Annotated in this window: 22 protein-coding genes and 1 tRNA gene; 15 read left to right on the forward strand and 8 right to left on the reverse strand. The window is 70.8% G+C overall.

Translation table 11 applies throughout. The features are described from left to right. Positions 1-159 precede the first annotated feature (159 nt). Genes KI388_RS00280 through KI388_RS00290 form a run of 3 tightly spaced genes read left to right on the forward strand, consistent with a single transcriptional unit; the run spans position 160 to position 3,439 of the window. Entirely contained in the window at positions 160-1,008 is an 849-nt protein-coding gene (locus KI388_RS00280) for a CBS domain-containing protein (RefSeq protein WP_215087444.1), read from the forward strand. Next, the gene (glyS, locus tag KI388_RS00285) at positions 1,009-2,811 is read left to right on the forward strand and encodes a glycine--tRNA ligase (RefSeq protein WP_215087445.1); all 1,803 of its coding nucleotides are present in this window, start codon (positions 1,009-1,011) and stop codon (positions 2,809-2,811) included. Positions 2,812-2,815: 4 nt separating this feature from the next. Further along, entirely contained in the window at positions 2,816-3,439 is a 624-nt protein-coding gene (locus tag KI388_RS00290) for a dolichol kinase (RefSeq protein WP_215087446.1), read from the forward strand. 122 nt (positions 3,440-3,561) lie between these two features. Here the strand turns inward: KI388_RS00290 and KI388_RS00295 are convergent. Further along, positions 3,562-3,646: transfer RNA gene (locus tag KI388_RS00295), tRNA-Ser, on the reverse strand. A 126-nt stretch (positions 3,647-3,772) separates the two neighbouring features. On the opposite strand from KI388_RS00295, the gene KI388_RS00300 reads away from it, so the two are divergent. Then, positions 3,773-4,735, forward strand: coding sequence for a MoxR family ATPase (locus KI388_RS00300; RefSeq protein WP_215087447.1), 963 nt, complete (start codon positions 3,773-3,775; stop codon positions 4,733-4,735). A 27-nt stretch (positions 4,736-4,762) separates the two neighbouring features. Here KI388_RS00300 and pyrE read toward each other — a convergent pair whose 3' ends face one another. Further along, the gene (gene pyrE / locus KI388_RS00305; protein ID WP_215087448.1) at positions 4,763-5,317 is read right to left on the reverse strand and encodes an orotate phosphoribosyltransferase; all 555 of its coding nucleotides are present in this window, start codon (positions 5,315-5,317) and stop codon (positions 4,763-4,765) included. 149 nt (positions 5,318-5,466) lie between these two features. Between pyrE and gatB the strand changes: the two genes are divergently transcribed. From gatB to KI388_RS00335, 6 genes are all read left to right on the forward strand, one after another. Then, positions 5,467-6,954 (forward strand): Asp-tRNA(Asn)/Glu-tRNA(Gln) amidotransferase subunit GatB, encoded by a 1,488-nt coding sequence (gene gatB, locus KI388_RS00310; RefSeq protein ID WP_215087449.1) that lies wholly within the window; start codon positions 5,467-5,469, stop codon positions 6,952-6,954. A gap of 532 nt (positions 6,955-7,486) precedes the next feature. Then, entirely contained in the window at positions 7,487-7,804 is a 318-nt protein-coding gene (locus KI388_RS00315) for a hypothetical protein (protein WP_215087450.1), read from the forward strand. A 54-nt stretch (positions 7,805-7,858) separates the two neighbouring features. Next, on the forward strand, positions 7,859-8,077 hold the full coding sequence (locus KI388_RS00320; protein WP_215087451.1) for a ubiquitin-like small modifier protein 2: 219 nt from the start codon (positions 7,859-7,861) through the stop codon (positions 8,075-8,077). Further along, positions 8,074-8,550 (forward strand): GNAT family N-acetyltransferase, encoded by a 477-nt coding sequence (locus KI388_RS00325; RefSeq protein ID WP_215087452.1) that lies wholly within the window; start codon positions 8,074-8,076, stop codon positions 8,548-8,550. Before KI388_RS00320 ends, KI388_RS00325 begins: the two co-directional genes overlap by 4 nt. Before the next feature lie 78 nt (positions 8,551-8,628). Next, entirely contained in the window at positions 8,629-9,435 is an 807-nt protein-coding gene (locus tag KI388_RS00330; RefSeq protein WP_215087453.1) for a 23S rRNA (uridine(2552)-2'-O)-methyltransferase, read from the forward strand. 139 nt (positions 9,436-9,574) lie between these two features. Further along, the gene (locus KI388_RS00335) at positions 9,575-12,097 is read left to right on the forward strand and encodes an extracellular solute-binding protein (RefSeq protein WP_215087454.1); all 2,523 of its coding nucleotides are present in this window, start codon (positions 9,575-9,577) and stop codon (positions 12,095-12,097) included. Positions 12,098-12,170: 73 nt separating this feature from the next. On the opposite strand, the gene KI388_RS00340 is transcribed toward KI388_RS00335, so the two are convergent. The 6 genes from KI388_RS00340 to KI388_RS00365 form a co-directional block, all read right to left on the reverse strand. After that, complete coding sequence (locus KI388_RS00340; RefSeq protein WP_215087455.1) at positions 12,171-12,761, reverse strand: dihydrofolate reductase; 591 nt, start codon at positions 12,759-12,761, stop codon at positions 12,171-12,173. Between the two features lie 40 nt (positions 12,762-12,801). Continuing rightward, positions 12,802-13,860, reverse strand: coding sequence for an ornithine cyclodeaminase family protein (locus tag KI388_RS00345; RefSeq protein ID WP_215087456.1), 1,059 nt, complete (start codon positions 13,858-13,860; stop codon positions 12,802-12,804). 20 nt (positions 13,861-13,880) lie between these two features. After that, on the reverse strand, positions 13,881-15,335 hold the full coding sequence (locus tag KI388_RS00350) for a DUF4147 domain-containing protein (RefSeq protein WP_215087457.1): 1,455 nt from the start codon (positions 15,333-15,335) through the stop codon (positions 13,881-13,883). Between the two features lie 510 nt (positions 15,336-15,845). Next, positions 15,846-17,225 (reverse strand): NCS2 family permease, encoded by a 1,380-nt coding sequence (locus KI388_RS00355; RefSeq protein ID WP_215087458.1) that lies wholly within the window; start codon positions 17,223-17,225, stop codon positions 15,846-15,848. 126 nt (positions 17,226-17,351) lie between these two features. After that, a complete protein-coding gene (locus KI388_RS00360) occupies positions 17,352-18,065 on the reverse strand; it encodes a phosphoribosyltransferase family protein (protein WP_007344990.1) in 714 nt (237 codons plus the stop codon). 119 nt (positions 18,066-18,184) lie between these two features. Beyond that, on the reverse strand, positions 18,185-18,640 hold the full coding sequence (locus KI388_RS00365; RefSeq protein ID WP_215087459.1) for a hypothetical protein: 456 nt from the start codon (positions 18,638-18,640) through the stop codon (positions 18,185-18,187). Positions 18,641-18,824: 184 nt separating this feature from the next. Here KI388_RS00365 and KI388_RS00370 point away from each other — a divergent pair, with 184 nt between their 5' ends. Genes KI388_RS00370 through KI388_RS00390 form a run of 5 tightly spaced genes read left to right on the forward strand, consistent with a single transcriptional unit; the run spans position 18,825 to position 24,841 of the window. Further along, positions 18,825-20,462, forward strand: coding sequence for an ABC transporter substrate-binding protein (locus KI388_RS00370; protein WP_215087460.1), 1,638 nt, complete (start codon positions 18,825-18,827; stop codon positions 20,460-20,462). Positions 20,463-20,492: 30 nt separating this feature from the next. Beyond that, a complete protein-coding gene (locus KI388_RS00375) occupies positions 20,493-21,485 on the forward strand; it encodes an ABC transporter permease (RefSeq protein ID WP_215087461.1) in 993 nt (330 codons plus the stop codon). Between the two features lies 1 nt (position 21,486). Then, on the forward strand, positions 21,487-22,506 hold the full coding sequence (locus KI388_RS00380) for an ABC transporter permease (RefSeq protein ID WP_215087462.1): 1,020 nt from the start codon (positions 21,487-21,489) through the stop codon (positions 22,504-22,506). Beyond that, positions 22,503-23,774 carry an ABC transporter ATP-binding protein gene (locus KI388_RS00385; RefSeq protein WP_215087463.1) on the forward strand — a complete coding sequence of 424 codons (1,272 nt, stop codon included), beginning with the start codon at positions 22,503-22,505 and terminating at the stop codon, positions 23,772-23,774. The genes KI388_RS00380 and KI388_RS00385 overlap by 4 nt, the downstream gene beginning before the upstream one ends. Beyond that, a complete protein-coding gene (locus tag KI388_RS00390) occupies positions 23,771-24,841 on the forward strand; it encodes an oligopeptide/dipeptide ABC transporter ATP-binding protein (protein WP_215087464.1) in 1,071 nt (356 codons plus the stop codon). Before KI388_RS00385 ends, KI388_RS00390 begins: the two co-directional genes overlap by 4 nt. Positions 24,842-24,966: the final 125 nt, after the last annotated feature.

The following is a 24,966-nucleotide window of genomic DNA, read 5'->3' on the forward strand; positions in this document are numbered from 1 at the left end:
ACGACGATCCGCCGAAACGTGTCGGGTTTCTCATCGGCCCGACGGGTCCGCGGCCCCCCGGCGCACCGGGTCGGCCGCCGCCGTTCCGATCTCACGGGCCGGCGGTCCGGCTCCGCACACCTTCGCAGTATACAAGAGGTGTCACGCTGAACAACGGGCATGAACGTCGCAGACGCCATGACGCCCCGCTCGGAGCTCGTCGTCGTCGAGATTCCCGGGAGCCGGAACGACGTGTTGGAGTTCATTCAAGAGCACGGGTTCTCGTCGGTCCCGGTCGTGAAGGACGTCGACGGCGACGAGGTGTACCGCGGGCTGGTCACGCGCGATGACCTGATCGACCAGCCGGACGAGGACCAGCTGGCGCTGCTGATGCGCGAGGTGCCGACCGCGGCGGCCGACGACGACATCGTCGACGCCGCCCGGACGATGGTCGCGGAGGGCTCGCGCCGCCTCCCCGTGGTCGACGGCGACGAGCTGGTCGGCATCCTCACGGTCACGGACGTGGTGCGGGCCATCGCCCGCGGCGAGGTCGACGGCGAGACCCGGGTGGGCGAGCTGGCGACCAGCGCGGTCAACGCGACCCACACCGAGACGCCGCTGCCGGTCGCGGAGCGGGAGATCGGTCTCTCCGGGGTCCCGTACGCGGTCGTCCTCGACGACGAGGCCGCGGTCGCGGGGATGCTCACCGAGGTCGACATCTTGGAGGTCGCCCGCGTCGTCGAGGGCGAGGCGAGCACCGGCGACTCGATCGCGGAAGAGGACTCCGAGTGGTCGTGGGAGGGGATCAAGGCGACCGGCGCGCGCTACCTCCCCACCCGGAACGTCGAGATACCCGCCGAGGCGGTCCGCCACTTCATGACGGCGGACCTGATCACGGTCAACGCCACGCGGACGGCCAAGGAGGTCGCACAGGAGCTCATCAGCAACGACATCGAGCAGGTCCCGCTCGTCTCGGGCACCGACCTCGACGGCATCGTCCGGGACGTGGACCTGCTGGAGGGGCTGTAGATGGCGGCCGACGCGCTCGCGGAGCTCGCGAAGCGTCGCGGGTTCTTCTTCGGCTCGAACGGCGCGTACGGCGGCACCGCCGGCTTCTACACGTTCGGGCCGCAGGGCGCCGCCCTCAAGCGCAACGTCGAGGACGCGTGGCGAGACCGGTTCACCATCCGCGAGGGGAACCGCGAGATAGAGGCGCCGACGGTGATGCCCGAGGCCGTCTTCGAGGCCTCCGGCCACTTGGAGGGGTTCGACGACATGCTCGTCGAGTGCCCCGAGTGCGCCGAGTCCCACCGCGCCGACCACCTCGTCGAGGACGCCACCGCGATCGAGGACGCCGAGGCGCTCCCCGGCGAGGAGGTCGCGGAACTCATCGCCGACAACGAGATCGCCTGCCCCGCCTGCGGCACGCCGCTGGCCGGCGAGCCGGTCGAGGCGTTCAACCTCATGTTCGCGACCGACATCGGGCCCGGCGACGCCCAGCCCGGCTACCTCCGCCCGGAGACCGCACAGGGCATCTTCGTCGAGTTCCCGCGGCTGAAGGAGTACGCCCGCGGGAACCTCCCGTTCGGCATCACCCAGATCGGCCCCGCCTACCGCAACGAGATATCGCCCCGCGGCGGCCTCCTCCGCCTCCGGGAGTTCACGCAGGCCGAGTTAGAGCAGTTCATCGACCCCGAAGAGGACGAGCCGCCGCTCGACCGCGTGCGCGACGTCGAGGTCCGGCTGTACCCCGCGACCGAACAGGAGGCCGACGACGGCGACTACCTCGATACGACGGTCGGTGAAGCCGTCGACGAGGGAGTCATCGGCTCCCCGTGGGTCGGCTACTACCTCGGCGTCGCGCAGGAGTGGTACGAGCGCGTCGGCGTCGACACCGACCGGTTCCGGTTCCGCCAGCACCTCGCGGGCGAGCGCGCCCACTACGCGGCCGACTGCTGGGACGCCGAGAGCGAGGTCAACGGCGACTGGATCGAGATCGCCGGCTTCGCGTACCGCGGCGACTACGACCTCTCGAAGCACGGCGAGTACGCCGACGACGCGTTCACGGTGTTCAAGCGCTACGACGAGCCGAAGACGGTCGAGCGCGCGACCGTCGACCCCGACATGTCCGTCCTCGGGCCGGAGTTCGGCGGTGACGCCGCCGCGGTCGCTGCGGCCCTCGAAGCGCTGGCCGAGCGCGACCCCGACGCCTTCGACGGCGAGACGGTCGAGGTGACGGTCGGAGAGGGCGCCGACGCGGAGACTCACGAGGTCGACGCCGACGTCGCGAACTTCTCGGTCGAGGAGGTGACCGAGAGCGGCGAGCACATCACGCCGCACGTCGTCGAGCCCTCCTTCGGCGTCGGGCGGACCGTCCAGACGCTGCTCGCGCACGCGTACAGCGAGGACGAGGTCGACGGCGAGGAGCGGACGTACCTCTCGCTCGACCCCGAGATCGCCCCGCAGGACGCCGCCGTCTTCCCGCTGGTGACCAACGACGACCGGCTCACCGCGCTGGCCGACGAGGTCGCGGCCGACCTGCGGGCCGCGGGGCTCGCGGTCGCGTACGACGACTCCGGCTCGATCGGCCGCCGCTACCGCCGGCAGGACGAGGTCGGCACGCCGTTCTGCGTCACGGTCGACCGCGACGGCATCGAGGGCGACGGGCCCGACACCGTCACGCTCCGCGAGCGCGACTCCGCGGCGCAGGTCCGGATCCCGGTCGCGGACCTGGCCGACGAGCTGACCGCGCTGCGGGAGGGCGAGCCGTTCGAGTCCGTCGCCGCCCGGTACGACGCGGTCGACACCGATGTCGACACCGCGGGGAGCTGAGGGCGTGCGCCTCCCGGCCGCGTCGTGGCGCGAGCGCGTGGAGTTCGAGCGGCGGCTGGTGCACGCGAGCGGCACCCTCTACCCGGTCCCGTTCCTGTTGGGCTGGGTCTCGTGGGAGACGACGGGCCGGCTGCTGATCGGCAGCGTCGCGGTCGCGGGCGCCCTCGAAGCGCTGCGGCTCTCCGGCTCCGCGGGGCCGCTCGACCCGCTGTACGACGCGCTCGTCCGCGAGTACGAGGCCGACGGGGTCGCGGGCTACGCGCTGTATCAGGTCGGGATGGCCGCGGTCGCGCTCCTGTTCGCGCCGGTGTTCGCCGTGCCGGCGATGTGGATGCTCTCGATAGGGGACCCGATAAGCGGCGGCCTCGGGGAGAACGCGGCGACCGAGCCGAAGCGGCTCTCCGTGGTGGCGGCGATGGTGTTCGTCTGCTTCGGGATCGCGGTCCCGTACGCCATCCCCGAGTTCGGGCCGGACCCGGGCGTGATCGTCGCGCTCGCGGGGGCGGTCCCCGCGGCGGTCGCGGACGGCCTCCCGCCGCTGATCCGCGGCGTCGCCGTCGACGACAACCTCACCATCCCGCCCGCGGCCGCGAGCGGGATGTTCCTCGCGGCGTCGCTGATCGCGTAGTCCTCGCGGCGTCGCTGATCGCGTAGTCCTCGCGGCCGCGCTGATCGGGTAGCGCGGCCGGGCGGGTAAAACTCGTCTCGGACGCGACGGCGCCGCGGCTCACCGAACGGGACTGAGAGAAGCGCCGAGGCGGAGATTTGAACTCCGGTGTCCGAATGGACAGTAGATTTCGAATCTACCGCCTTGGCCAGGCTAGGCTACCTCGGCTCGTGTCGACGTTGGCCGGTTCCGCTGTTATGCGTTTCGATCGCGCCCGCGGCGCGGTCCCGGAGTCTCCGCCCGTCGGCCCGTGCTCCCGGCAACGCTTTTCGGCTCGGCCCCCCTGCGGTCGGTATGGACGTCCCCGAAGCGGCCGACGTCTGCGCCCGCGTCGTCGACGAGGTCGGCGGCGCGGTCGTGGCCGACCGCGAGTTCCTCGACCGCGTCACCCTCGGCATCCTCGCCCGCGGCCACGTCCTCTTGGAGGACGTGCCCGGCACCGGCAAGACCCTCTCCGCGCGCTCGTTCGCGACCGCGCTCGGCTTAGAGTTCTCGCGGGTCCAGTTCACGCCCGACCTTCTCCCCGCCGACGTCACCGGGACCAACGTGTTCGACGAGCGCGACGGCTCCTTCGCGTTCTCGCCCGGCCCGATCTTCGCGAACGTCGTGCTGGCCGACGAGATCAACCGCGCGCCGCCGAAGACGCAGGCCGCGCTGCTGGAGGCGATGGAGGAGGGGCAGGTGACCGTCGACGGCGAGACCCACGACCTCCCCAGCCCATTCTACGTGATCGCGACGCAGAACCCCGTCGAGAGCGAGGGCGCGTTCCCGCTGCCGGAGGCCCAGCTCGACCGGTTCACGATCAAGACCTCCATCGGCTACCCCGACGAGGACGGGGAGCTGGAACTGCTCCGCCGCCGCGCCGGTCGCGTCGAGCAGTCCCCCGCGGTCGACCGCGTGCTCGACCCCGACTCCGTGGCGGCGCTGCGGGAGGTGCCCGAGTCGGTCCGCGTCGACGACGACCTCCTGCGCTACGCGGCGTCGCTCGCGCGGGCGACCCGCGAGGACCGCCGCGTCGAGGCCGGCGTCTCTCCCCGGGGGACCCAGCGCCTCTTCGAGACGGCCCGCGCGGCCGCGGTGATCGCCGGCCGCGAGTTCGTCACGCCCGACGACGTGAAGCGCGTCGCGGAGCCGACGCTCGCCCATCGCCTCGTGTTGACCCCGGACGCGGCCGTCAACGACGTCGACGAGCGCGACGTGATAGCCGACGTGCTCGGCCGCATCGCGGTGCCGACGGTGGAGGCGCCCGGGGCGTAGCTCGGAGAAGCGGTTCGGCCTGCCGAGCTACTCCGCGCTCTCGTCCCGCTCGGCCAACAGCTCCGTCGCCGTGAGCAGCGACTCCAGCTCGACGTCGTGTTCGGCCAACAGCTCCGCCGCGCCCTCCTCGCGGTCGACGACGACCAGCACGCGGTCCACGGTCGCGCCCGCCTCCCGGAGCGCCTCGACGGCGTCGACGGCGGACTGGCCGGTGGTGGCGATGTCCTCGATGACGACGACCTCCTCGCCCTCGTCGAGCCGCCCCTCGATCCGGTTGCCCGTGCCGTACTCCTTCGCCTGCTTGCGCGCGATGACGTACGGGCGCCCCAGCTCCGCGGCCGTGACGGCCACGAGCGGGACCGCGCCCAGCGCCACGCCGGCGAGCTTCGCGTCGGTGTCGGCCAGCCGGGCGGCGAACGCCTCGCTCACGAGCGTCAGCGCCTCCGGGTCGGTCTCGAACAGGTACTTGTCGACGTAGTAGTCGCTCGTGCCGCCGTGCGACAGCTCGAACTCGCCGAACCGGACGGCGTCGGCCGCGGTGAGCGCGGCGATCAGCTCCCGTCGTCGGTCGTTGTCGGTCATACGCCGAGAACGGCCGCCACCGACAATAAACGGGTCGGAACGCGGCAGCGGGCCGGCGGTCCCCTCGCGGTTCTCCGAGGCTTCCCCTCGGATCCGTCGCTGCGGTCGTCCCGACACGATTTAGGCGGCCCGCTCACAACGGGCCGGTAATGAGCACGCAGGCCGCGACGGCGGACCGGACAGTCGTGATCGGGCTGGAGGTCCACGTCCAGCTCGAGACCGACACGAAGATCTTCTGCGGCTGCTCGACGGAGCCGGCCGAGGGTGAGGAGCCGAACACGCGCACCTGTCCGACCTGCCTCGGGCTGCCGGGCGCGCTCCCCGTCCTCAACGAGGCCGCCGTCGAGGCCGCCGTCAAGGTGGGGAAGGCGATCGACGCCGACATCCCCGAGACGACCACGTTCCACCGGAAGAACTACTACTACCCCGACCTCCCGAAGAACTTCCAGCTCACCCAGTACGACGCGCCGATCTGCCAGTCGGGCGAGCTGGAGGTCCGCGTCGACGGCGACCCGCGGACGATCGGGATCACCCGCGCGCACCTCGAAGAGGACCCCGGCAGCCTCCAGCACGCGGGCGGCTCCATCGAGTCCGCGACCCACACGCTGGTGAACTACAACCGCGCGGGCACCCCCCTCATGGAGATCGTCACGGAGCCGGACTTCCGCTCGCCGGCCGAGACGCGCGCGTTCCTCGCGAAGCTGGAGGAGGTCCTCGAATACCTCGGCGTGTTCGACCCCGGCCGCGACGGGAGCTTACGCGTCGACGCCAACGTCTCCCTCGTCCCCGCAGAGCACGTCGACGACGACGGGACGATCGACGACGCGGCCCTCGACGACGTGAACCGCGCCGAGGTGAAGAACATCTCCAGCCACAGGGGCGCCGAGCAGGCGCTCGCCTACGAGGTCACTCGGCAGGAGAACGTCCTCCGGCGCGGCCGCGAGATCGAACAGGAGACCCGGCACTGGGACGAGGACCGCGGCGTCACCGTCGGGATGCGCTCGAAGGAGGCCGAGAAGGACTACCGCTACTTCCGCGAGGGCGACCTCCCCGCCTTGGAGGTGGCCGACTGGAAAGATCGGATCGCGATCCCGGAGCTCCCCGACGCCCGCCGCGAGCGCTTCCGCGAGGAGTACGGGGTAGACCGCGAGGCCGCCTCCAAGCTCACCTCCACGAAGGCGGTCGCGGACTTCTTCGAGGACGTGGCGAGCGAGTTCGACCCCGACCTGGCCGCGACGTGGGTCGCGGACAACCTGCTGGGCGAGCTGAACTACCGCGAGATGGAGATAACCGACGTCGAGGGCCGGCTCGACGAGTTCACGCGCCTGATCGAGCTGGTCGCGGCCGACGAACTGACGGTGAAGAACGCCGAGGAGGTCGTCCTCCGCGAGATGCTCGACGAGGGCGACGACCCCGAGACGGTCATCGACCGCGAGGGGCTCGGGAAGGCCGAGAGCGGCGAGGTCGAGGCCGCCGTCGCGGCCGCCATCGACGAGAACCCAGACGCCGTGAGCGACTACCACGACGGCGACGAGGGCGCGATCAACTTCCTCGTCGGGCAGGTGATGCAGGCGACCGGCGGCAGCGCCGACCCCGGACAGGTGAACGGGCTGCTCCGCGAGGAGCTGGACGGCTGAGACGGTCGGTCGCTGAACGGTTTCGGGAAGAGACGAATCGGAGCGGCGGCGGCGACGTGATATTTAAACTCCGTTAGCGGCGGCGACGACTATTTATAAAGAACGACGTGGTCGGCGCGTGCCGACGAGCGGCCGGAGGCCGCGAGTCGCACGCGCGAGGGAGTCAGTCGCCGGAGCGAAGCGACGGCGACTGACGAGGCTGGGGAGGTGTGAGGCTGCGGTGCTGTGCGGTGCGGGGTGGGACTCAAAGGGGCAGCCGCGAGGGCGAAGCACGCCGCAGTAAGCACCGCAGCGAAGGAGCGGTAGCGACTGAGGGAGGCGCGCAGCAAGGCGCGCGAGCCCTCGCGGCTGGGGCTTTGGTGGTGTTCTCCGTCGATCCGCAAGTGACTATTTATAAACGAGCGATTGGGGATTCGGCGGTGTTCGCCGCAGCGACATCACTCGCTTATTTATAAAAGCCACGTCGCAAATCCGATTCACCCATCCCAACGACTGACTGTTTTTATTCCAATCGCCTGACGTACCTCCACGCATGGCCCTCCCCGCCACCCTCCTGTCCGCGTTTCCGATCGGCCTCTGTCTCCTGCTCGCGTGGGCGATCCGGCGCCGCGGGAAGGTCGGCCTGATCGCCGGCTACGACGGCGACCTCTCGCCCGAGCGCGAGGCCGAACTCGCTCGCGACGCGGCCCGGGTCCTCGCCGTCGCCGCGGCCGCCACGAGCCTCCTCGTCGTCGACGCGTGGACCGGCGCCGTCCCCCGCCCCGGCCTGTTGGTGACGCTCCTGATCGCCGGCGCGGTCGGGTGGTTCCTCTGGAAGCGGAACGTCCGCGCGGAGCGCCCCGCGAAGTGACGCTTCCCCCGCCGAAACCGTGCGATTGACGCCCGCCCGCCCGCTACCGCGCTCATGGACGTGACCGTCGAGGTCGTCGGGGAGGGGACCGAAGAGCACAGCCTCGCCGCCGACGCAACGTACGACGACCTGATCCGCGCCGCGGGCTACCACCCCCAGGAGGCGTCGGCGCTGGTCGACGGCTCGCCGGTCCCGGGCGACCGCGTCGTCGACGCCGACGAGGTCCGAGTCCTGCGACTGATAAAAGGCGGCGCGACGGACGGCGGCGCGTGACCGGGGAGCGCGGCCCGTCCGATCCCTCCGCCTCCCGTGACCTTCCCGACCCGCCCGAGGACGTGATCGTCGATCAGGCCAGCCCCGACGACCGCCTCGACGTCCTCCGGGTCCTCGACGCAGCGATGCTGGAGACCGACGCGGACGCCGTCGACGACCGGATCGCGGCCGGCGACGCCCTCGTCGCGCGCTCGACGCGGACCGGCGGGGTCGTCGGCGCCCTGGTCGCCATGCGGCCCGACCCGGATCGGCTCCACGTCGACGCCGTCGCGGTCAGGCGGGCGCGTCGCGGTCAGGGGATCGGCTCCGCGCTCGTCGCGGCGGCGGTCCGGCGCGGCGAGTCGGACCCCGCGGTCGAGGGCGTCACCGCGGCGTTCGACGCCGACTTGGCCGCTTTCTACGAGGCGTTGGGGTTCGCGGTCGACGACGGCGGCGCGGGCGAGGGGCGACGCGTCGGCCGGCGCTCGGCGTAACTCCCCTCGCGGTCCCCGCGAACCGGCGGCTTCCGGCGAACGACGCCGATAAACGGCCGGCCGGCCTACGAGCCGCCAATGAGTGGAAAAGACGACTATTACAACCGGTCCAAACAGCAGGGGTACCGCGCCCGGTCCGCCTACAAGCTGAAACAGCTCGACGAGGAGGCGGACCTGCTCGCCCCCGGCGACACCGTGGTCGACCTCGGGGCCGCGCCCGGCGGCTGGCTCCAGGTCGCCGCCGAGGAAGTCGGCGAGGGCGGCACCGTCGTCGGCGTCGACCTCCAGCGCATCGACGACCTCGACGACCACGAGGCGGAGACGATCCGCGGGGACGTGACCGAGGAACGCACCCGCCACTACCTGCGGGAGGCGGTCGGCGAGAGCGGCGCGGACGTCGTCCTCTCGGACATGGCGCCGAACATGACCGGCGAGTACAACCTCGACCACGCCCGGTCGGTCCACCTCGCGCGGCAGGCGTTCGACGCCGCCGACGAACTGCTCGCGACCGGCGGCGACTTCGTCGTGAAGGTGTTCCAAGGCGAGGACCTCGACGCCTTCCGCGACGACGTGAGCGAGGCGTTCCAGTACGTCCGGACCGTCTCGCCGCCCGCCTCGCGCGACGCCTCCTCCGAGGTGTACCTCGTCGCGAAGGGGTACACCGCGTCGCCCGTCTCCGAGGGCGACCGGGTCGAGGTGACGGTCGAGGAGGAGGGCGACGAGGGCGACGGCATCGCCTACGTCGACGGCTACACCCTCTTCGTCGACGCCGACGTGGGCGAGAGCCTCGCGGTCGAGGTCACCGACGTCAAGCCGCGGTTCGGCTTCGCGGAGCGCGCCGACGGGAAGCGTGCCGACGAGGACGAGCCGACGCGGTCGGCCTGAGTCGACGCGGTCAGTCTGAGCCGACGCGGTCGGCCGATCTCTTGCGCCACCGCCCGGCGCCCGCACGTCTTCGCGACCGGTATCAAGCGAGATAATTCGACTCTCGGTCTTATATACCCCCGTAGGCGAGTGGCGACAAATGGACGGCGACGACGCGAGCGACCGGTCCGGTCCGGGTCCCGCAGGCGGGGACCGTTTGACGGCATCGACAGGCGCGGAGGCGACCGCCGACGGCGGGGTCGCGGCCGAGGAGACGGCGGCCCGCGGGACGGTCGCCGGAGGCGACGTTCCGGTCTCGGCGTTCCGCGAGACCGCGGAGCGGCTCGCGGAGGGCGACCTCGGGGCTCGGTTCTCGGCCGACGAGATCGACGGCGAGGCGGCGGCGCTGGCGGCGGCGCTCAACGAGTTCGTCGACGGGGTCGCGGAGACGGTGTCCGCGGTCGACGGCTTCGGCGACGAGGTCGCGGGCGCGACCGAGCACGTCCGATCGAACGTCGACCGCGCGAAGGCGCAGAGCGACGAGGTGTACGCCGCGGTCGACGACATCGAGTCGGCGGCGGCCCGCCAGCGCGACGACATCGCGGCCGCGACGAGCGAGCTTCAGACCGTCTCGGCGGCCACCGAGGAGGTCGCCGCCTCCGCGGACCAGGTGGCCGAGACCGCGGCCGGCGTCGCCGAGCGGACCGACGAGGGGACCGACGCCGCGAGCGCCGCAATCGAGGACCTCCGCGTCGTGGACGAGCGGACCGAGGAGGCGCTCGAACGGGTCGAGACGCTGGAGTCGGAGGTCGCGGCGATCGAGGACGTCACCGACCTGATACAGGACATCGCGGACGAGACGAACATCCTCGCGCTCAACGCCTCGATCGAGGCGGCCCGCGCCGGCGAGGCCGGCGCCGGCTTCGAGGTGGTCGCGGAGGAGGTCAAGAGCCTCGCGGAGGAGGCCCGCGACGCGACCGGCGAGATCGAGTCGTCGATCCGGTCGGTGCGCGCGGAGACGGACGCGACCGTCGACGAGATGACCGAGATGCGCGAGCGCGCCGACGAGGGGATAGCCACCGCCGAGGCGGCGCTGGAGGCGTTCACCGACCTCGCGGCCGACGTCGAGGAGACGACGAGCGGGGTCGCGGAGATCCGCGACGCCACCGACGACCAGGCGACCTCGATCGAGGCGGTGGTCGACGCGGTCGAGTCGGTGGGCGACTTAGCCGAGGAGACGGTCGCGGACGCCGGCGACGCCACCGCGGTCGCGCACGCGCAGAAGACGTCGCTGGCGGAGGTGGCCGCCGGCGCCGCGACGCTCTCCGACCGGACCGGCACCCTCGACGACGCGCTCGACGCCTACGACGCCGACGGCGCGGCCGACGACGACGCAGTCGTCCTCGACTTCTGGCACGCGTTCGGCGGACGCAAGGCGCGGCTCCTCGACGAGTTCGCGGCCGAGTTCGCCGCGGAGACAGACGGAATCGCCGTCCGGCCCTCCTCGAAGGGGAGCTACCGCGGCGTGTTCGAGGCGACGCTGGCGGCGGCGGACCGGGGCGACCCGCCGGCGATCTCGCACCTCTACGAGATCGGCACCCAGCGCGCGCTCGACAGCGGGGCGTTCACGCCGGTCGAGCGCCTCCTCGACGCGGAAGCCGGCGGTGTCGGCGCCGGCGGAGCCGGGGGGACGGACGCCGCGGCCGGTCCGGCCGCCGGTTTCTCCCCCGACGACCTGCTCGCCCCCGTGGCCAACTACTACCGGACCGACGGGGTCCTCCACTCGATGCCGTTCAACGCGTCGACGCCCGTGCTGTACTACGACCGGACGGCCTTCGAACGCGCCGGGGTAGACCCCGACGACCCGCCGGAGACGTTCGACGAGGTCCGCCGCTGCGCCGAGCGGCTCGTCGAGAGCGGCGCGACCGAGACGGGGATCACGTTCGCGACGTACTCGTGGTTCGTCGAGCAGTGGTTCGCGGAGGCCGGCGAGCCGCTCGTCGACGCCGACAACGGGCGGGGCGGCACGCCGACTGAGAGCCGCTTCGACGGCCCGGTGGGCGAGCGGGTCTACCGCTGGATCGCGGAGATGGCGGCCGACGGCCTCTACCACGACCCCGGCATCGAGGCCCGCGGGCAGGCCCGCGAGGCGTTCCACGAGGGGCGCGCCGGGATGCTGATCGGCTCCACCTCCGCGATGGTCGACGTGCGGGAGGGGGCCTCGTTCCCGGTCGGCGTCGGCTACTTCCCGGTCGCGGACGAGCGGCACGGCGTCGTCGTCGGCGGCGGGTCGCTGTGGGTCGCGGACGGCGCGTCGACCGCCGAGCAGCGCGCCGCGGCGGCGTTCCTCGGCTGGCTCGCGGCGCCGGAGCGGCAGGCGCGTTGGCACCGCGAGACCGGCTACTTTCCGGTCCACGAGGGCGCGGTCGACCGGCTCGACCGCGACGGATGGTTCGACGAGAACCCCGGCTACCGGACCGCGATGAACCAGCTGCTCGACGCCGAGGACGCGGTCGCCACCACGGGCGCCCGGATCGGCCCGTTCGACACGGTCCGGACGCTCGCGGCCGAGGCGTCCGTCGACGCCCGCGAACACGGGGTCGAGTCCGCGGTCGAGCGGCTCGCGGACAGCACCGCCTTACAGCTCGACCGCTACGCCGAGGAGCAGGCCGACGGGTCGTAACCGCGACTAGCGGCTCCCTGTCGCGGATCGGGTCCTCGCCGGGGTATCGATTCCCCGTCGGGGGCGGCGCCGTTCAGCGCTCCCGGCGCACCCACTCGCGCAGCGTGAACCGGTCGTACTCTGTCTCCTCGGCCACCTCCCAGCCGGCCTCGTCCCACTCCGGGTAGTACGTGTCGCCCTCGTAGGCGCCGTCGACGTGACTCAGCGCCATCCCGTCGAGGTGCGGCTGGAACAGCCCGTAGATCCCGCCGCCGCCGAGGACGTACACCGTCTCGTCCGATCCCGGTCCCGGCACGAGGTCGGTCTCGCGCGGCTCCGGCATGGGGTCGGCCTCGGCCGCGACCCGTTCCGTGCCGCCGGCCGTCGTCGGGTCGGCGGCGCTCGCGGCGAGGTCGCGGGCCAGCGCGAGCGCCTCCTCGGCGCCGTTCGCGACGACCGCGGTCGGCACGTCGACCGCGTCGACGCTCCGGCTCACGACGATCTGTCGGCTTCCGGGTAGGTCGTCACGCATGGAGTCGAACGTCCACCGACCCAAGACCACCGGCGAGCCGGCGACTCGCTCCCGGTACTGTCTCACGTCCGCCTCGATGTGCGGCCACGGCACCTCGCCGTCCTTCCCGATCACCCGGTTCTCCGCGAGCGCGGCGACGCTGACGAGTTTCACGGACGGCGTACGCGAGGGGGAGACAAAAACGGTCCGTCGCTCAGCCGTCGAGGCCGAGCAGGTCGAACGGGTAGCCGTTGTCCAGTTCGTCGGCGCGCTCGTAGACGACGCGCGCGGCCGCCACGTCTTGGATCGCGAGGCCGGTGGAGTCGAAGACGCTGACCCCCTCGACGCCCGCCACGTCTGCCGCCGTCCCCGGCGTGCCGGGGCGACCCGCCCGCCGGCCGACGACGATCTCGCCTATCTCGCCGTAGATGTCGTCGTCGGTGAGCGTCCCTGCGGCGTAGGGGACGTTGATCTCGCCGGAGTGGGTGCACTGCTCGTGGTCGTCGATGACGATGGTGGCGTCGGTGAGGAGGTCGTCCGCCAGTTCGTGTTTGCCCTCGGCGTCCGCGCCCATCGCGTTGACGTGCGTGTGCTCGCCCACGTCGTCCGGGCCGACGATCGGGGTCTCGACCGGGGTCACCGTCGAGAGAACGTCACAGTGGCCGGCCTCCGAAACCGAGCCGGCGCGCACGTCGAACCGGTCCCCGAAGGCGTCGATGAAGTCCGCGACGCGCTCCTCGTCGAGGTCGCTCACGACGACCTCCTCGACGTCCCGCACCGCCGCGATCGCCTCCAGTTGGGTGTACGACTGGACGCCCGCGCCGACGATCCCGAGCGAACTCGCGTCGGGGACGGCGAGGTGGTCGGTCGCGACCGCGGCGGCCGCGCCCGTCCGCTTCATCGTCAGCGTCGTCCCGTCGAGGACCGCCAGCGGGAACGCCGTCTCCGGGTCGGAGTAGATCATCGTCCCCATCACGGTCGGGAGGTCGTGGTCGGCGGGGTTGTCGGTGTGGACGTTCACCCACTTTATCCCGGCGGCGTCCCACCCCTCGCCGGTCTCGGTCTCCTCCGCGACGTCCTCCTCGCGCACGTCGAGGTAGGCGGGCATCGACCGGAAGTCGCCGTCGTACTCGGGGAGGTCGATGTACGACTTCGCCGGCATCTTCGCGTCGCCGCGCTCGTAGGCCGTGAACGCGCCGCGGACCGCGTCGATCACGCGGTCCATCTCGGCGTTCTCGTCGACGTCGTCCGCGTTGAGGAGCAGCGTCTGCATGTCGCAGAATTTGCCGGCCGTTACTTAGTCCCTTCCGAACGCGACTCCCCCGCCGGAATCACGGACACGCGGAGGTCGTTGACGTTCGTCCCGGTCGGGCCGGTCCGCAGCAGCGCCCCCGCCCCGTCGAGCGCCGGGTACGCGTCGTGCGCGTCGAGCGCTCGCGCGGCCGCCTCGCGGTCCAGCGACCCGTCGGCGCCGCCACCGCCGTCGCCCACGAGGCCGTCATCGACCAGGGCGCCCGCGGCGTCCGTGGCGCCGTCGATCCCGTCGGTGTCGACGCTCGCGACGGCGACCGCGGCCGCGTCGCCCGCTTCCGCGCCGCCGGCGTCGAGTTCGAGCGCCGCCGACAGCGCGAACTCCTGATTCGGCCCGCCTGTCCCGGGATCCTCTCCGAGCGTCACCGTCACCTCGCCGGCGGAGAGGAGGACCGCGGGCGGTTCGATCGGGTTGCCGGCCGCGCGGCACTCCTCGGCCACCGCGGCGTGCGTCTTCGCCGCCTCCCGCGCCTCGCCGCGCACGCGCGAGGAGAGCACGAGCGGCTCGTACCCCGCCGCTGCGGCGACCTCGCGGGCGGCGTCCAGCGCGGTGCGCGCGCTCGCGACGATCCGAACGTCGGCGCCGTCGAACGCGGGGTCGCCCGGCTTCGGGGTCTCCGCGAGTTCGCCCGCGGCGCCGCGTTCGAGCCGCTCCGTCGCGGCGGCCGGCGCGTCGACCCCGTACCGGTCGAGGACCGCGAGCGCGTCCGCGTACGTCGTCGGGTCGGGCGAGAGGGGGCCGCTCGCGATCACGGCCGGGTCGTCGCCGGTCACGTCGCTGACCGCGAGGCCGAGGGCGTCGGCGGGCGCGGCGGCCCGCGCTAGTCGCCCGCCCTTCACCGCCGAGAGGTGTTTGCGGACCGCGTTGATCTCCGAGATGGTCGCGCCGCTCGCCAGCAGCGCCGCGGTCGTCCCGCGGAGGTCGTCGAGGCCGATTCCGCTCGCGGGCGCGGCCAGCAGCGCGCTCCCACCGCCGGTGATCAGGCCGATCACGAGGTCGGACTCGCCGGCGTCGGCCGCGACCTCGCGCACCGCTCGGGCGCTCTCGACGCCCCGCTCGCTCGGCGTCGGGTGGTCGCTGGGCAGGACGGCGATCCGTTCGGTCTCGACGGGGTCGTCCGTGACGACCGCGCCGCCGTCGACGCGGTCGCCGAGGAGTCCCTCGACCGCGGCCGCGAAGTGCCCCGCGGCGTTGCCGGCGCCGACGACCAGCACGCGGTCGTACGCGGCGAGGTCGTAGGCCGTCGAGGTGCCGTCGACTGCGGTGACCGTGAGTCGATCGCTGTCGAGCGCGAGCGCCTCCGCGACGATTCGCTCCGGGTGCGCCGCCTCGATCCCCGCGGTAACGCAGTCAAGCGCGAGTTCGCGAGCCGGGTCGCTCGCGTGTCGCTCGCGGTCGGCGACGGTCACGGCGAAGCCGTCGGACTGGTCTGTCATTGTTTCGGTCGCCTCGGTCGGGATGCGCGCTGACGGCTCAAGAGCGTTCTGCCGATATAAATAGTCGACTCCGGATCGACGGCGAACACCTCCGAAGCCCCAGTCGCGAAGGCGGCGCACACTCGTTGTCGTTCGAGACGCCTTCGGCGTCTCGTGATGTCGTCAGAACGCTTCGCGTTCTGATTGGCTCACGAGAGCTCCGCTCTCGTGAACGCCTGCGCCGCCTTCGCGACTGCCCCTTTGAGTCCCACCCCGCCCCGCACAGCACCTCACGCCTCCCCAGCCTCGCGGTTCGCGCTCTTCGAGCGCTCACCGCGTCCAGCGAGAATCGAAGATTCTCTGGTAGCCGGCGCGTAGCGCCGGCGACCTCGCGCGTGCGACTCGCGGCCTCTGGCCGCTCGTCGGCACGCGCCACCGCATCCGTCTTTTATAATAGAAGTGGCTTTCGCTCGTGGACATTTATAAGTCGAAAAACGGTGTGCGGAAAACTCAGCGCGCCGCGTCGCCGCTTCAAAGGATGAGGTCGGCGGTCGAGAGGACGTAGTAGACGGCGAGCAGCGCGGCGATGGCGTACTGGCCGAGCGCCACGTCGTCGCCCTCGCCGACGGCGAACTTGATGATCGGGTACGCGATGATACCGGCCGCCAGCCCGTCCGCGATGGAGTAGGCGAACGGCATCACGGTGACGGTGAGCCCGGCGGAGACGGCCCACGCGGGGTCCTGCCAGTCGACCTCGACGAGCCCCTGGAGCATCATCACGCCGACGACGATCAGCGCGATGAAGGAGGCGTACTCTGGGATCGCGGCCACGACGGGAATCACGGCGAGCGAGCCGACGAAGAGGAGCGCGACGACTAAGGCGGTGAGGCCGGTCCGGCCGCCCTCCTCGACGCCGGCGGACGACTCGATGTACGTCGTCACCGTGGAGGTGCCGAGCATCGCGCCGGCGGTCGTCCCGACGGCGTCGGCCATCAGCGGCCTGTCCATGTCGGGGAGGTCGCCGTCCTCGTCGAGGAAGTCACCGAACTGCGAGACGCCGATGAGCGTCCCGGCGGTGTCGAAGAAGTCGACGAAGAAGAACGTGAACACGACCAGCACGAACGTGAGCGGGTCGATCCCGGAGAGCCCGTCGACGAACGCGCCCGCGAGCGGCGTGATGTCGTACTGCGGATTGGGCAGCGTTTCCGGCGTGACCGTCCCGCGGGCGAAGACCCCGCCGAGCGTGAGCGCCCACCCGGTGACCGCGGTGGTGATGACGCCGAGGATGATGGCGCCGGTCACGTTACGCGCCCACAGGACGAACGTCAACACCAGTCCGAGCACGCCGAGGATCGACCACGGGCTGCCGAAGACGGTCCCGAGCGTGACGAGCGTCGTCTCGTCGTTCGCGACGATCTGAAGCTCCTGGAAGCCGATGAAAAGCAGGAACAGCCCGATACCGGCTCCGACCGACCGCTTCACCGGCTCGGGGAACAGGCGGATGACGTACTCGCGGGCGCCGACCGCGGTGAGCAGTATGAACACCACGCCCTCGACGAAGACGGCGGCCAGCGCCGTCTCCCACGGCACGCCCAGTCCCAACACGACCGTGAACGCGAAGAACGCGTTGAGCCCGAGCCCGGGCGCGAGCCCGAACGGCCGGTTCGCGTACAGCGCCATCACCGCGGTCCCGACGGCCGCCGAGAGAATCGTCGCGATGGCGATCATCTGGAACACCTCTCCCTGACTGTACCCCTCGATCTGAATCGCCTGAGAGAGGATCGCGGGATTCACGACGATGATGTACGACATCGCGAGGAACGTCGTGAGCCCGGCGATCAGTTCGGTGCGGACGTCCGACCCGTTCGCCTCCACGTCGAACCGCGCGGCCAGCGTGTCTGAAAGCCCCATTGAACGCGTGGAGGTTCCCGCGGATCGAGTGATAAGCCTTGCTGAACGAGCCGAAGGCTGATCCGAGAATGTGGATCAAAACGGGCGTAATTTCTGTTTATTCTCGAATAGTATGCGCAAACGTGGCTACTCGAACGTCGTCAACGCCCCGACCGGGGCGTCGGTGATCGCTCGCGCGCGGTCCATCCCCTCGTCGCCGACGGCGATGAGCGCGAACACGCCGGTGACGTCGGCGTCGCCCTGGAGCGCGATGTCCAAGAGGAGCTCCTGGGTCTCGCCCGAGCGGATCAGGTCGTCGACGACGAGGACGGTGTCGCCGGCGTCGATCGCGCTCGCGGGGAGGTAGTAGGTGAGCTCGATGCCGGAGGCGAGCCGCTGGCGCGACTCGATGAACTCCTCGACCGCGGTCTCCTTCGACTTCTTCGCGTACGCCAGCCGCGCGTCGAAGAAGGAGGCCATCGCCGCGCCCAACGTGATCCCGTCGGTCGCGGCCGTCAGGACCACGTCCGGCGACTCGAACTCGAACGTCTCCGCCGCGACGGGCGCCACCAGGTCGAGGAACGACTGGTCGAAGACGACGCCGGAGTTGTCGACGTACCCCTCGTCGTCGAACTCGACGCGCGCGACGAGCTCGTCCGCGAGCGCCTCCCGCCCGACCGACTCGACGACCTCGCTCGCGCGGTCGGTGCCCGGCAGCACGTGGCCGTTCACGTAGCGGTTCAGGTCGCCCGCGGGCAGCCCGGTGACCTCGGACAGCTCCTCGTACGTTCGCGTCTCCTTCAGCATCCGCAACACGGCGACCGCCTGTAGCTGGAGGGCCGCCTTCTCTGCGCGATTCATACGAATGATCGCGATCGCACAACTATGAATACGTCGAAGTCGATCGCGGTATCGATACCCACGAGCGTGCGTTTCGGCGGACGGGCCTCTCGGCTCTCGCGTTGACCGCCGCGACAGCCTCACGCCTCGGGCGCGTCGAAGAAGACAGCCGGCTCGTCGACCGCGATCTCGACGCCGTCGCGGTCGTCGAGCGGTCGTAACCGGACGGTGAGCGTCCCCGTCGCCTCGGCGGCCGCGCGCATCGAGGTGAGGTCGTCGCTCGCGAGGTACGTCGGCACGCAGAGCGCCACCTTCGCCGCCTCGTCGGTCGCGACCACAAGCCGGTACGCGACGCCCCCGGCGGCGCCCGCGTACACGTCGACGCCGTCGATCACGGCGTCGTCGACCGCGGACAGCGCCGCCTCGAACTCAGACCCGGGCAACAGCACGTCGATCCGCGCGGCGTCCGCGACGGGGTTCACCTGTCCGGGGTGCCCCGCGACCGTGGTCCAGCCGCGCTCTCGGTACGCCGCCGCCGTCGACTCCGCGTCCGCCTCAACCGCCCCCCACTGCGGTCCGGGATCGGGTGCGTCCATGTCGCGCGGGTACCGCCGGCGCCCCTACATAGGCGTCGGTTTCCGCTCGTGTCAGATTCGCCCGTTCCGCCGTTACACGCCGGGGAATTCGTGGGTCGTACTGTCAGCCGATCGCCAGCAAGCGGTCGCGACAGACGCTGTGTCTGCCGGTAGGTTCATTACGTTCTGTCGTATGGGATCGTCCATGCCTACTGACAACGACACGCACGTCGATAGGCGGACGGTGCTCAAGTACGCGGGAACGGCCGGTGCTGTCGGCCTCGCGGGCTGTTCCGGAAACGGCGGCGACGGCGGCGACGGGTCGGACGGCGGGGACGGCTCCGACGGCATGGACGGCGGCGACGGGTCGGACGGCGAGGACGGCTCCGACGGGGGCGACGACGCCTTCGAAGTCGGCGTCACCATGGGCCAGATGGACTCCGGGCTCGACCCGCAGGACCACGCGGAGACGAACACCGAGATCATCGTCGGGCAGCTGTACGACGGCCTACTTGACCGCGACAAGGAGGGCGGCATCATCGCCGGCCTCGCAGAAGACTGGGAGCGCAACGACGACGGCAGCGTCCGGTTTATGCTGCGCGACGGGCTCACCTTCCACAACGGCGACGAAGTCACGCCGGAAGACGTCCGGTACAGCATCCGCCGTATCGTCTTCGAGGACGTCGGGTTCGCCAGCCCGCAGTCGAACGACCTTGGCTCCGTGTCAGAGGTCACGACCGGCGACGGGGAGGTGACGGTCTCCTTCGAGGGATACAACCCGATCGCCTTCCAGCTGTTCGCGACGAACGGTCCCGTCGTGCAGCAGTCGTGGGTCGAGGAGAACGGCAGCGACTACATCAACCGGAACGCCAACGGCACGGGACCGTTCCGCCTCAGCGAGTACGACTCGGGCAACGAGGTCGTCTACGAGCCGAACGAGGAGTACTGGGACGGCGCCCCCGAGGTCGACGAGCTCACCATGAGCGCCTCCAGCGAGTCGAGCACGCGGGTCAACCAACTGCTCGCCGAGGAGACGGACATCGTGACGAACGTCCCGCCGAACGAGGTCTCTCGCGTCAACGACTCCGACGTCGCGACGATTAACTCCGTGGCGAGCGCGCGGATCATCTTCCTCCAGATGCGCTACGACGTGGAGCCGTTCTCCAGCCAGCAGTTCCGGCAGGCCCTGAACCACGCGGTCGACGTCGAGAGCATCATCGAGAACGTCCTCAACGGCTTCGGGAACATTACCGCCCAGCCCACCCTCGACGGCCACGTCGGCTACAACCCCGACATCGACCCGTACCCGTACGACCCCGACGAGGCCGAGCGGCTCGTCGAGGAGTCCGGCCACGCCGGCGTCGAGATCACGCTCGAGACGCCGATCGGCCGGTACCTCCGCGACGTCGACATCGCGCAGGCGGCGGCCAACCAGATCAACTCGCTGTCGAACGTCACCTGCGAGGTCGAACAGCGCGAGTTCTCCTCGCTCGTTCAGGACGTCACCGCGCCGGACATCGAGGACCGCCCGCATTTCAACCTCCTCGGCTGGGGGAACGGCGAGTTCGACGGCAGTCAGACGCTGACGCCGCTGCTCTCTTCGAGCGGCGCGCTCACGGTGTTAGAGAACGACGAGCTCGACGGACTCCTCGAAGACGCCGAGGCGACCGAGGACCCCGACGAGCGGGTCGAGATCCTTCAGGAGGCGAACCAGCTCGCCCACGACCTCGCGCCGTGGGTGTTCATGCACCAGCAGTACAGCGTCTACGGCGTCTCCAGCGACATCTCTTGGGAGCCGCGGGCCGACGAGTTCATCGACCCGGACACGGCCACCCAACAGTAACGCGACCGCCATCTCCCCACACCGTTATTAATGTCATTCGGAAGATTCGCACTCAAAAGAAGCCTCCAGGGCATCGGCGTCGTCTGGGGCGTCGTCACCGTCGTGTTCGCGCTCCGGTTCGTCACGCCCGGCAGCGCGATCAACGCGGTCGCACCGCTCGACGCCACGCAGGAGACCCGACAGGCGATCGCCGCCGAACTGGGACTCGACCAGCCGCTGTACGTCCAGTACGGACAGTACGTCTTCGACCTGCTTCGGGGCGACATGGGCCAGTCGTACATCAAGGGACAGGAGGTCACGACGCTCGTGTTCAGCCGCCTGCCCGCGACGATCGAACTGGCCGTCGCCGCCAGCGTCGTCGCGATCGCCCTCGCGATCCCGCTCGGCGTGATCAGCGCGACCCGCCGCAACGAGCCGGTCGACTACGGCGCGACGCTGCTGTCGCTCGGCGGCATCTCGACGCCGAACTTCTGGCTCGGGATCATGCTCATCCTGATCTTCGCCGTGGAGTTCAACATCTTCAACACCAGCGGCCGCGGGGTCGACGTCGGTGACGTCGCGCTGTCGGTCGTCAACGCCGAGCCGTTCGTCGGGACGCTGCTGACGTGGCTCGCGTACATCACGCTGCCGGCGATCGCCCTCGGTACGTACTTCATGGCGCTTATCACCCGACTGACGCGGTCGGGAATGCTGGACGAACTCAGTAAGGGCTACGTTCAGGCCGCGCGGGCCAAGGGGCTTCCGCGGACCCTGATCCGGTACAAACACGCGCTCCGGAACACCCTCATCCCCGTGATCACCGTCCTCGGCTTGCAGCTCGGGACGCTGATCGGCGGCGCCGTCATCACCGAGGCGGTGTTCTCGTGGCCCGGGCTCGGCACGCTAGTCATCGAGAGCATCAACCAGCGCGACTGGCCGGCGCTTCAGGGGAGCCTCATCGTCATCGGGACGAGCTTCGTGTTCGTCAACATCCTCGTCGACGTGGTGTACGCCTACCTCGACCCAGAGGTGGTCAACGACTAACATGGTCTCTTCACGTGTCATACGCAATCTCAAAAAGGAGTTCAGAGGAAGCGGGCTCGCGAAGCTCGGGCTGGCGCTGGTGGTCCTCATCACCTTGACCGCCGTGTTCGCCCCCTTCATCGCGCCCCACAACCCCACCGACCAACAGCTCGACCAGAGCGAGCTGCCGCCGATCGGCTTCTCGGAGACGTCGGAGCGGACCTCCTCGCAGATGGTCGACGGCGAGATCCAGACGGTCACCGAGGAGGTCGAGATCACCGCCGACCCCGACCACGTGTTCGGTACCGACGGGCTCGGCCGCGACATGTTCTCGCGGGTGGTGTACGGCGCTCGGACGTCGCTGGTCGTCGGCGTGCTCGGCACGCTGCTGGCGGCGTCGATCGGCGTCCCGGTCGGCCTACTCGCCGGCTACCACCGCGGCCGCGTCGACGACGCGCTGATGCGGATCGCGGACGTGAGCCTCGCGTTCCCCTCGCTCGTGTTGGCGGTCGCGCTGATCGGGCTGTGGGGCCGCGCGGCGGTCGACGTCCCCGACCCCTTCGTCGTCGCCGGGCTGGCGCCGGAGATGCCGGAGAGCTTCGTGTTGCCGATAACGGTGGTGATCGTCGTCGGTCTCGTCAACTGGGTGTGGTTCGCCCGCGTCGCCCGCGGGGAGGCGCTCTCCTTACGCGGGCAGGAGTACGTGAAGGCGTCGCGCGCGCTCGGCGCCGACGACAACACGATCATCCTCCGACACGTCCTGCCGAACGCGATCACGCCGATCATCGTCCTCGGGACGGTGCAGGTGGCGGCGATCATCCTCCTCGAAAGCTCGCTGTCGTTCCTCGGCTTCTCGGGGACGACGCTGTCGTGGGGCTTCGACATCGCGCAGGGGCGCGACTACGTCTCCTCGGGGCAGTGGTGGATCGCCTCCATCCCCGGGCTCGCGATCATGCTCTCGGTGATCGGGATCAACCTGCTCGGCGACTGGCTGCGTGACGCGCTCGATCCCGGGATCGAGGGCGAAGGGGGTGCCGCATGAGCGACGCGTTCGAGACCGGCGACGCGGCCCCGACGGGAGTGCCCGCGGCCGACGACGTGCTGTCGGTCCGCGACCTCTCGACCCGCTTTTTCACCGAGGAGGGACAGATCAACGCGGTGGAGTCGGTGTCGTTCGACCTCCGAGAAGACGAGATCCTCGGCGTCGTCGGCGAGTCCGGGTCCGGCAAGTCGGTGACCGCGCTGTCGCTCGTGGACCTCGTCGAGACGCCCGGCCGGATCACCGCCGGCGAGGTGTGGTACCGCGACCCCGACCTGGCCGACGAGTTCCGCGACGCGGACGCGGTGCGGGTCGACGGCGACCACGTCGACCTCCGGACCGCGCCGCCGGGCGTCCGCCGGTCGCTGCGCGGTCCCTCGTTCAGCGTCATCTTCCAGGACCCGATGAGCAGCTTCAACCCCTCGATCACCGTCGGCGAGCAGATCGCCGAGGCGGTCGAAGTGCAGCGCCGGGCGCGGGCGAACCCCCGCTCGACGCGCTCGCGGACGCAGGGGTACGGGCTGGGGCAGTACTTACTCGACGGGATCGTCCCCGGCCGCGACTACACGAGCGAGGAGAGCATGGACCGCGCGGTCGAACTGCTCGGGCAGGTCGGGATCCCGGACCCCGAGGAGCGCGTCGACGAGTACCCCGGCCAGTTCTCCGGCGGGATGCTCCAGCGCGCGATGATCGCGCAGGCGCTCGCCGGCGAGCCGGACGTGCTGATCGCCGACGAGCCGACGACCGCGCTCGACGTGACGATCCAGGCGCAGATCCTGAACCTGCTGAAGGAGATTCAGGCGGACCGCGGGATGAGCATCGTCCTCATCACCCACGACCTCGGCGTCATCGCCGAGATGTGCGACCGCGTCTGCGTGATGTACGCCGGCGAGATCGTCGAGCGCGGCACGCTCGACTCGGTGTTCGAGGACACGGTCCACCCGTACACGCAGGGGCTGCTCGGCTCGATCCCCGACGTGGACGACCCGCGGGCGCGGCTCGAACCGATCGCGGGCAACGTCCCGAGCCTGGTCGACGCCGAGATGGACGACCGGTGTTACTTCGCGGACCGGTGCCCGAAGGCGATGGACGCGTGCCTCGAGAAGCCGCCCGAGGCGACGGTCAACGCCGCGACCGACCACGGCGCCAAGTGTGTCCTCGCGGACCGCGAGTACGACCCGGCCGACGCGCTCCCGGACGACTACTTCGGCGGGGACGGCGACGCCGCCGACCCTGACGCGGCCGCGACCGACGGGGGTGACGGCGAGTGAGCGACCCGCTGCTCTCCGTAGAGGGGCTGAAGAAGTACTACGCGGACGACCCGTCGTTCGTCGACCGCCTGCTCGGCCAGGAGTCGGAGAGCGTCAAGGCGGTCGACGGCGTCTCCTTCGACGTGCGCGAGGGCGAGACGCTCGGGCTGGTCGGGGAGTCCGGCTGCGGGAAGTCGACGACCGGCGAGACGGTGCTCCGGCTGCGCGAGCCCACCGCGGGCGAGATCACCTTCGACGGGACCGACGTCCGCGGGATGACCGACGCGGAGCTGAACCAGTTCCGCCGGCGCGCGCAGATCGTCTTCCAGGACCCGTTCTCCAGCCTCGACCCGCGGATGACCACCGGCGACATCGTCACGGAGGGACTCCGGATCCACGGCATCGCGGACAAAAAGCAGCGCCGCGAGACGGCCCGCGACCTCCTCGAACGCGTCGGGCTCTCCGCCGACCAGATGGACCGGTACCCGCACGAGTTCTCGGGGGGGCAGCGCCAGCGGATCGGGATCGCCCGGGCGCTCGCCTTGGACCCCGACTTCGTCGTCCTCGACGAGCCGGTGTCGGCGCTCGACGTGAGCGTTCAGGCGCAGATCCTGAACCTGCTCGAAGACCTTCAGGACGACTTCGGGCTGACGTTCCTCTTCATCGCGCACAACCTCGGCGTGGTCCGGCACGTCTGCGACCGCGTCGCGGTGATGTACCTCGGTGAGATCGTCGAGATCGGGCCGGTCGAGGAGATATTCGACGACCCCGCGCACCCGTACACGAAGGCGCTGCTGTCGAGCGTCCCGCGGGCGACCACGGAGGCGCGCGACGAGGAGTTCACCACCCTCCGCGGCGACGTGCCCTCGCCGCGGAACCCGCCCGCCGGCTGCCGGTTCCACACGCGCTGTCCGCAGGCGCGCGCGGCCTGCCGGGAATCGGCGCCGCCGGCGTACGACGTCGGGGACGGTCGGACGACGACCTGCTTCCGGTCGGACGACGACCACGTGTACTGGGACAGCGAGCCGATCGGGGAGAACGCGGCCGGCGAGGAGGCGGCGGACGCCGGCGAGCCGGCGGACGACTGAGCGCACCCGCGGGCGACCGCCCGGACCGGTCGCGGCGGTGGTCTCCGCGACCGCTGCTTCTTTGATATATTCCCGCCCGAACCGGTTCGTCGATCGTATCCCGAACCGGGAACCCGCGCCCCGGT

This window comes from Halorubrum sp. 2020YC2, assembly GCF_018623055.1.
Lineage (GTDB): Archaea > Halobacteriota > Halobacteria > Halobacteriales > Haloferacaceae > Halorubrum.

Bases quoted from the DNA above. Each gene is read 5' to 3' on its own strand.
- KI388_RS00280 (WP_215087444.1), top strand. From the start codon at position 160: ATGAACGTCGCAGACGCCATGACGCCCCGCTCGGAGCTCGTCGTCGTC.
- glyS (WP_215087445.1), top strand. From the start codon at position 1,009: ATGGCGGCCGACGCGCTCGCGGAGCTCGCGAAGCGTCGCGGGTTCTTC.
- KI388_RS00300 (WP_215087447.1), top strand. From the start codon at position 3,773: ATGGACGTCCCCGAAGCGGCCGACGTCTGCGCCCGCGTCGTCGACGAG.
- pyrE (WP_215087448.1), bottom strand. From the start codon at position 5,317: ATGACCGACAACGACCGACGACGGGAGCTGATCGCCGCGCTCACCGCG.
- gatB (WP_215087449.1), top strand. From the start codon at position 5,467: ATGAGCACGCAGGCCGCGACGGCGGACCGGACAGTCGTGATCGGGCTG.
- KI388_RS00315 (WP_215087450.1), top strand. From the start codon at position 7,487: ATGGCCCTCCCCGCCACCCTCCTGTCCGCGTTTCCGATCGGCCTCTGT.
- KI388_RS00320 (WP_215087451.1), top strand. From the start codon at position 7,859: ATGGACGTGACCGTCGAGGTCGTCGGGGAGGGGACCGAAGAGCACAGC.
- KI388_RS00330 (WP_215087453.1), top strand. From the start codon at position 8,629: ATGAGTGGAAAAGACGACTATTACAACCGGTCCAAACAGCAGGGGTAC.
- KI388_RS00335 (WP_215087454.1), top strand. From the start codon at position 9,575: ATGGACGGCGACGACGCGAGCGACCGGTCCGGTCCGGGTCCCGCAGGC.
- KI388_RS00345 (WP_215087456.1), bottom strand. From the start codon at position 13,860: ATGCAGACGCTGCTCCTCAACGCGGACGACGTCGACGAGAACGCCGAG.
- KI388_RS00350 (WP_215087457.1), bottom strand. From the start codon at position 15,335: ATGACAGACCAGTCCGACGGCTTCGCCGTGACCGTCGCCGACCGCGAG.
- KI388_RS00355 (WP_215087458.1), bottom strand. From the start codon at position 17,225: ATGGGGCTTTCAGACACGCTGGCCGCGCGGTTCGACGTGGAGGCGAAC.
- KI388_RS00360 (WP_007344990.1), bottom strand. From the start codon at position 18,065: ATGAATCGCGCAGAGAAGGCGGCCCTCCAGCTACAGGCGGTCGCCGTG.
- KI388_RS00365 (WP_215087459.1), bottom strand. From the start codon at position 18,640: ATGGACGCACCCGATCCCGGACCGCAGTGGGGGGCGGTTGAGGCGGAC.
- KI388_RS00370 (WP_215087460.1), top strand. From the start codon at position 18,825: ATGCCTACTGACAACGACACGCACGTCGATAGGCGGACGGTGCTCAAG.
- KI388_RS00375 (WP_215087461.1), top strand. From the start codon at position 20,493: ATGTCATTCGGAAGATTCGCACTCAAAAGAAGCCTCCAGGGCATCGGC.
- KI388_RS00380 (WP_215087462.1), top strand. From the start codon at position 21,487: ATGGTCTCTTCACGTGTCATACGCAATCTCAAAAAGGAGTTCAGAGGA.
- KI388_RS00385 (WP_215087463.1), top strand. From the start codon at position 22,503: ATGAGCGACGCGTTCGAGACCGGCGACGCGGCCCCGACGGGAGTGCCC.